Genomic DNA, 4,424 nt, shown 5'->3' on the forward strand with positions numbered 1-4,424 from the left:
GATATTGGCTCTTGTGTTCAAGCTGTCTCTGATAGTCTGTGACGTTTGCTCGATACCGTTCAGAAGTTGTTCCTCGGTATTCTTCAATTCGTTGTTGTACTTCTTGTCGATATTCGCCAGTAGCTCTAAAGCCTTGCTCATAAATTTCACCAGTTAAACGGATAGGACGCTTTGCGCCCTCGTATGGGTTTTCTATAGATATGGATTTTTGAGTTTGTCGAGTAACTTTGATTTGATTCGATTCAAGCCATTGCACCAATTCTTGCCGATCCGCAACATCACCAGTGGCAATAGCCCGATAGACTCGTTGGTGTAACTGCGCTTTAAACTCCTTAACGTCTTTGGGTAGATTCTTTTTATTTAAGAATAATTGACGATGTGCAGGATCATCTGGGTCATACAGTGAATGTTCGGTATTGGTGATCTGTTTAAACAGATCCACTCGATTGAGATCCACGGGTGCATAGAACGGCTGTAGTCGTTTTCCTGTTGAAAGCTCAACATTGGGAATCACAAAATTTAGCTCAAGCCGTGTCTGCCCAGTATCCTGATTCACTTTGTCTTGATGCTGTACCCATAAAATTTGATACTGGTCTTTCTCTAGTCCCGGGAATAAACATTCCTCAAAATTTTGCATGATTTTCTGTTTATCCTGGTCTGATAAATCATGCTCATAAAAGGACAAACAACCACTGGTATATTTTTTGGCAAAAGGACTGCTATCAATGAGTTGTGCTGTCAGTTCTACATCACCATTGAGCACTTGAGCATGTTCACGCTCTCGATCTTCACCTAACAAATAATCGAGACAGCCTTTTGATAAACCTGAACCATGTCTAAAGAAATCAACGATCATCTGGACGTAACTCCCGAAGCTGCTGATCTATGGAAATCAACAAATGAAGTAACTTCACTTTGTCAAAAGTACCTACCCCTGCAATATCGGTATTCACTGCTTTAGCAATCTGATTCACATTATTACCAATCCGAGCAAGTTCTAAAATTAACGCTCGCTCTGTCTTGCTATACGAAGATTCAACAACCTTTGTTGCTTTAATTTTTTGGTCATCTTCTGCTTTGGAATTATGAATTTTAGTCGCTTTCTCTACTGCTGCTTGTCGAAGTAACTTTGCAATCGAACCATAAGGATTATTGCAATCAAGCAATTGATATTCTGATTCTGAAAGTCTGACTTTAAAGGTACGCTCTCGAACTGCTTTACCTTGCTTATTCTCTTGTTGTTCCTGTCCTGACATTTCAATCTACCCTGCTTTAGCTTTTGTAAGCTTTAAATTGGAAAATCTTTGATTTTTTGGTTTAAAGCTTTTCGGGGGTATCGGGGGTGAAGCCCCTGATCAAGGTCACAGCTTACCACATTTAACATAGTTAAATAGGGGTAGCTGTGTATCCTTGCTTATTTAAAAATGGACAGAGTTGTTATATTAAAATTAAATCAAATGACACGGTATATAAATCCTAGTAAGTATTGGCATAAATCTTGTAAAACAAAATGCTCTCAACTCTCTTCCAACGTCCCCACATCCCTCGCTTTGCTCGGGCTGATGGTGAACGTTGAGAGAGTTTCGGCAATACTTTCCCTAAGGGTCGCTGATTCAAAATCAACATCCCTTAAGTATTGCCGATTAACCTGTAACTGGGCTGACGGAGCCACGCATCGGTCGTATCCGCACATGGGTTTACAAATACCATGCAGACAAGGACTAAAGGTTTGTACCTTCTCCCACGCGCTCCCTGTCGAAGTATGGCGGTATCTCTGCGAGGATTGCTCCAACATGCAACTTAACCAACCTATACAACTACTTCCAACGCTCCGCCTATGTGAGATCCCCTGTAAGCGGTTTAGCCTTTAGACTATCGCTACGATGCACCAGTGACACTTATTCCCTCCACATGCACCGCATATCTTCCTAAAAAGGATGCACAGAAGTAGATAAAGCTCGACCGTTAGGGGCTTATTTGATGATTTAAACTACTGAATTAACGAAGGACTTCAAATTGAGGCTTGTATAACTGTTCTAATTCTTTAAAATAGATAGTGGTACTAGCCTTTCAGGTGAATATCAGTATGAGTTGCAAGCTCTGCCGATCTTTCGTTAATTGATGTTGCAAGCATCAAATAACTGTACCCCTCGAATTTAAAGGAAAAGCCCCTTAAGTTGCAAGACTTAAGGGGCTTTTCCTTTAAATATTTAGATAAATTTTTACTTATTATCTTTTATTGGATCAATTTGAACCAATCTATCCAACGGATTTCTTTCTCGAATATGGACAATTCGATCATATGTTTTTTCCACTCCTTGCAAATGAGGTGGAGCTAGTTCCGGATATTTTGTAAAGAAATGCATTTTTATATTCAATGCATGATCTAAAATAAAAGCACTTTCAATCCCATAATACTTATCTTCATTAAATAAACTATGAGTTGTTTCTAAAAGCTCCTGAATAGCATTGTCCAAATTTTTAATTTTTTCATCAATAATCTGAATATCATCAGGTACTTTATCTACTCTATTATTCATATTTAACTGCACACTTTTATTTACTTAAGGAAGAATAAAAGAACCTGTAATTCGACATCTGTCAAATGCTACTTGGCATTTCCAAGTTTGTTTCAGACCAATAAAAGCTCCAACTCCATTTCGACAATTTTCATCTTTATAAATATTTATTCCTCTTTAAAACACAATAAAGGTAATCACAATGAGAATTAAATTATTTTTAATATCTATGTCTATGTCACTTCTATCTATGAGTAGTCTTACCAGTGCAGGATTTGGTACTTCAGAAGGCCCTCCACAATGGGGGCCATGGTATTTATATCAGTCGAATTTGAATACTTATACAATTGAATGTGTCTATAAAAGAAAAGAAATCAAAGAAAATAATGGGGGAAGTATAGGGTCTATTCGTACAGAAACTCAACGCGTACAGATTGCCCGTTATCCTTTTGGAAGATATCCTGATACACTGAATTGAGTCATTAAACTGTTATGAAACCTAAATATATGAAAAAAAAATTATCTGTCTTTCTTTTATGTTTTAGTTTGGGATTAATTAGCCATACGGCTATGGCCACAAGCTCAACTCATTCAATGAGAACCTCTACAGGACAAATTATTTCAGTTGGTGATAACTACATTAGTATGGTAGATAAAATTCAACAACAACCTGTGTCTACAAGAAGTTATGAAGTAAAAGAAAAATCTCAAAAATATACGGTTAATGAGTATATATATTTAGTTGGTAACACTTACTACACTATTAATATAGTTAATAGTTCTATCCACTCTATTACATGGGATAGAAAAAACTAGCAATTACATACCAAAATGCATACCTCGATCTTGCTTAGGTCGAGGTTTTTCTATTTCTTGTTTCCGCTCATTCATCTGGACGATATTTTTTTCAATATCTCGGATGTTTCGAGCAAATTCTTCTGAGCTTTGGCTACTTCTGACGAGACTAAATGCTGTGTGGTTGAGATTCTCTCCAGAACCTCTTCGTTGTTCGCTGTAATCTTGCTCATCTCTCGAACTTTGCCATTGATCTGCTCGGTATAGCTTGCTGTACTGCGTTCTAGCTCGTGAAATTGCTTCTGTATTGTCGATAAGGACTTTTGTACCTGTTGCAAGCTTTCCTGATCGCTCTTGATTGCTTTTGATTGTGCTGACAAGGCTTGGATAATTTTGGTTTGCATCGTATCTAAAGCTTGCTGTTGCTGCTTCAACTGCTGTTGTTGTTGCAGTAATTGCTGCTGTTGTTGTTCGATGATTCTCAATAATTGCGTTTCTAATTCGGTCATCGCTTAGTACCCCATTGGAATCATGTAGCCGTTCTGCCAACTCCCTGCGTCCTTGTTGATCTGTACGCATAATCGTTGCTTGTTGTTCGATAGATTCTTGCATGTACTGATATTCAGACTGCCCCCTGATTTGTTCAGATGATCTACCCTCATTTGTTTCTCGTTGATCACGGTATTGAGTGTCTTTACTTCGCTGTACTTGTTTTTGGCGATGAGACCAAGCGATAAAATCGCTATAAGCAAAATAACTACTGCTGAAATCAGTCCCATATTCAAAATGGTAAGTTTTTTCTGTACCGCTTGATTCTGGGCTTGCTGTTCTTGGCTCTGTACTTGCTCGTTTAATTGCGTTAAATGGCTCAATTTCGATTGCAGCAAGCTTTGATATTGGCTTAACTGCTTCTCGACCGTCTGGGCGTTGCTCTGAATGCTCTGGGCGATTCTCTCGTCCGACTGCTGGATAGCGGTCGCTGTGATATTGGCTCTTGTGTTCAAGCTGTCTCTGATAGTCTGTGACGTTTGCTCGATACCGTTCAGAAGTTGTTCCTCGGTATTCTTCAATTCGTTGTTGTACTTCTTGTCGATATTCGCCAGTAGCTCT

At 38.6% G+C, this 4,424-nt stretch carries 5 protein-coding genes and 1 pseudogene; 2 read left to right on the plus strand and 4 right to left on the minus strand.

Going from position 1 to position 4,424, the window contains the following annotated elements; genetic code table 11:
* From FTU91_RS15655 to FTU91_RS15665, 3 genes are all read right to left on the minus strand, one after another.
* Positions 1–856: relaxase/mobilization nuclease domain-containing protein (locus FTU91_RS15655; protein WP_180082800.1), on the minus strand; the 856-nt coding region annotated here is incomplete at its 3' end.
* Positions 846–1,256, minus strand: a complete 411-nt coding sequence (locus tag FTU91_RS15660; protein ID WP_180082801.1) for a MobC family plasmid mobilization relaxosome protein — start codon at positions 1,254–1,256, stop codon at positions 846–848. The genes FTU91_RS15655 and FTU91_RS15660, both read right to left, overlap by 11 nt.
* Positions 1,257–2,222: 966 nt before the next feature.
* Positions 2,223–2,540, minus strand: coding sequence for a hypothetical protein (locus FTU91_RS15665; protein ID WP_180082802.1), 318 nt, complete (start codon positions 2,538–2,540; stop codon positions 2,223–2,225).
* Positions 2,541–2,721: 181 nt separating this feature from the next.
* On the opposite strand from FTU91_RS15665, the gene FTU91_RS15670 reads away from it, so the two are divergent.
* Both FTU91_RS15670 and FTU91_RS15675 read left to right on the plus strand, forming a co-directional pair.
* On the plus strand, positions 2,722–2,997 hold the full coding sequence (locus FTU91_RS15670; RefSeq protein WP_180082803.1) for a hypothetical protein: 276 nt from the start codon (positions 2,722–2,724) through the stop codon (positions 2,995–2,997).
* Positions 2,998–3,026: 29 nt separating this feature from the next.
* The gene (locus FTU91_RS15675) at positions 3,027–3,335 is read left to right on the plus strand and encodes a hypothetical protein (protein WP_180082804.1); all 309 of its coding nucleotides are present in this window, start codon (positions 3,027–3,029) and stop codon (positions 3,333–3,335) included.
* Between the two features lie 3 nt (positions 3,336–3,338).
* On the opposite strand, the pseudogene FTU91_RS15680 reads toward FTU91_RS15675, so the two are convergent.
* Positions 3,339–4,424, minus strand: a pseudogene (locus FTU91_RS15680) (mobilization protein); the annotation flags it as partial.

Origin of the sequence: Acinetobacter sp. YH12201, assembly GCF_013418145.1 — a bacterium.
GTDB lineage: Bacteria > Pseudomonadota > Gammaproteobacteria > Pseudomonadales > Moraxellaceae > Acinetobacter.

What these genes read in the sequence shown, in the direction of transcription:
- FTU91_RS15665 (WP_180082802.1), bottom strand. Translation starts at nt 2,540, where the DNA reads ATGAATAATAGAGTAGATAAAGTACCTGATGATATTCAGATTATTGAT.
- FTU91_RS15675 (WP_180082804.1), top strand. Translation starts at nt 3,027, where the DNA reads ATGAAAAAAAAATTATCTGTCTTTCTTTTATGTTTTAGTTTGGGATTA.
- FTU91_RS15660 (WP_180082801.1), bottom strand. Translation starts at nt 1,256, where the DNA reads ATGTCAGGACAGGAACAACAAGAGAATAAGCAAGGTAAAGCAGTTCGA.
- FTU91_RS15670 (WP_180082803.1), top strand. Translation starts at nt 2,722, where the DNA reads ATGAGAATTAAATTATTTTTAATATCTATGTCTATGTCACTTCTATCT.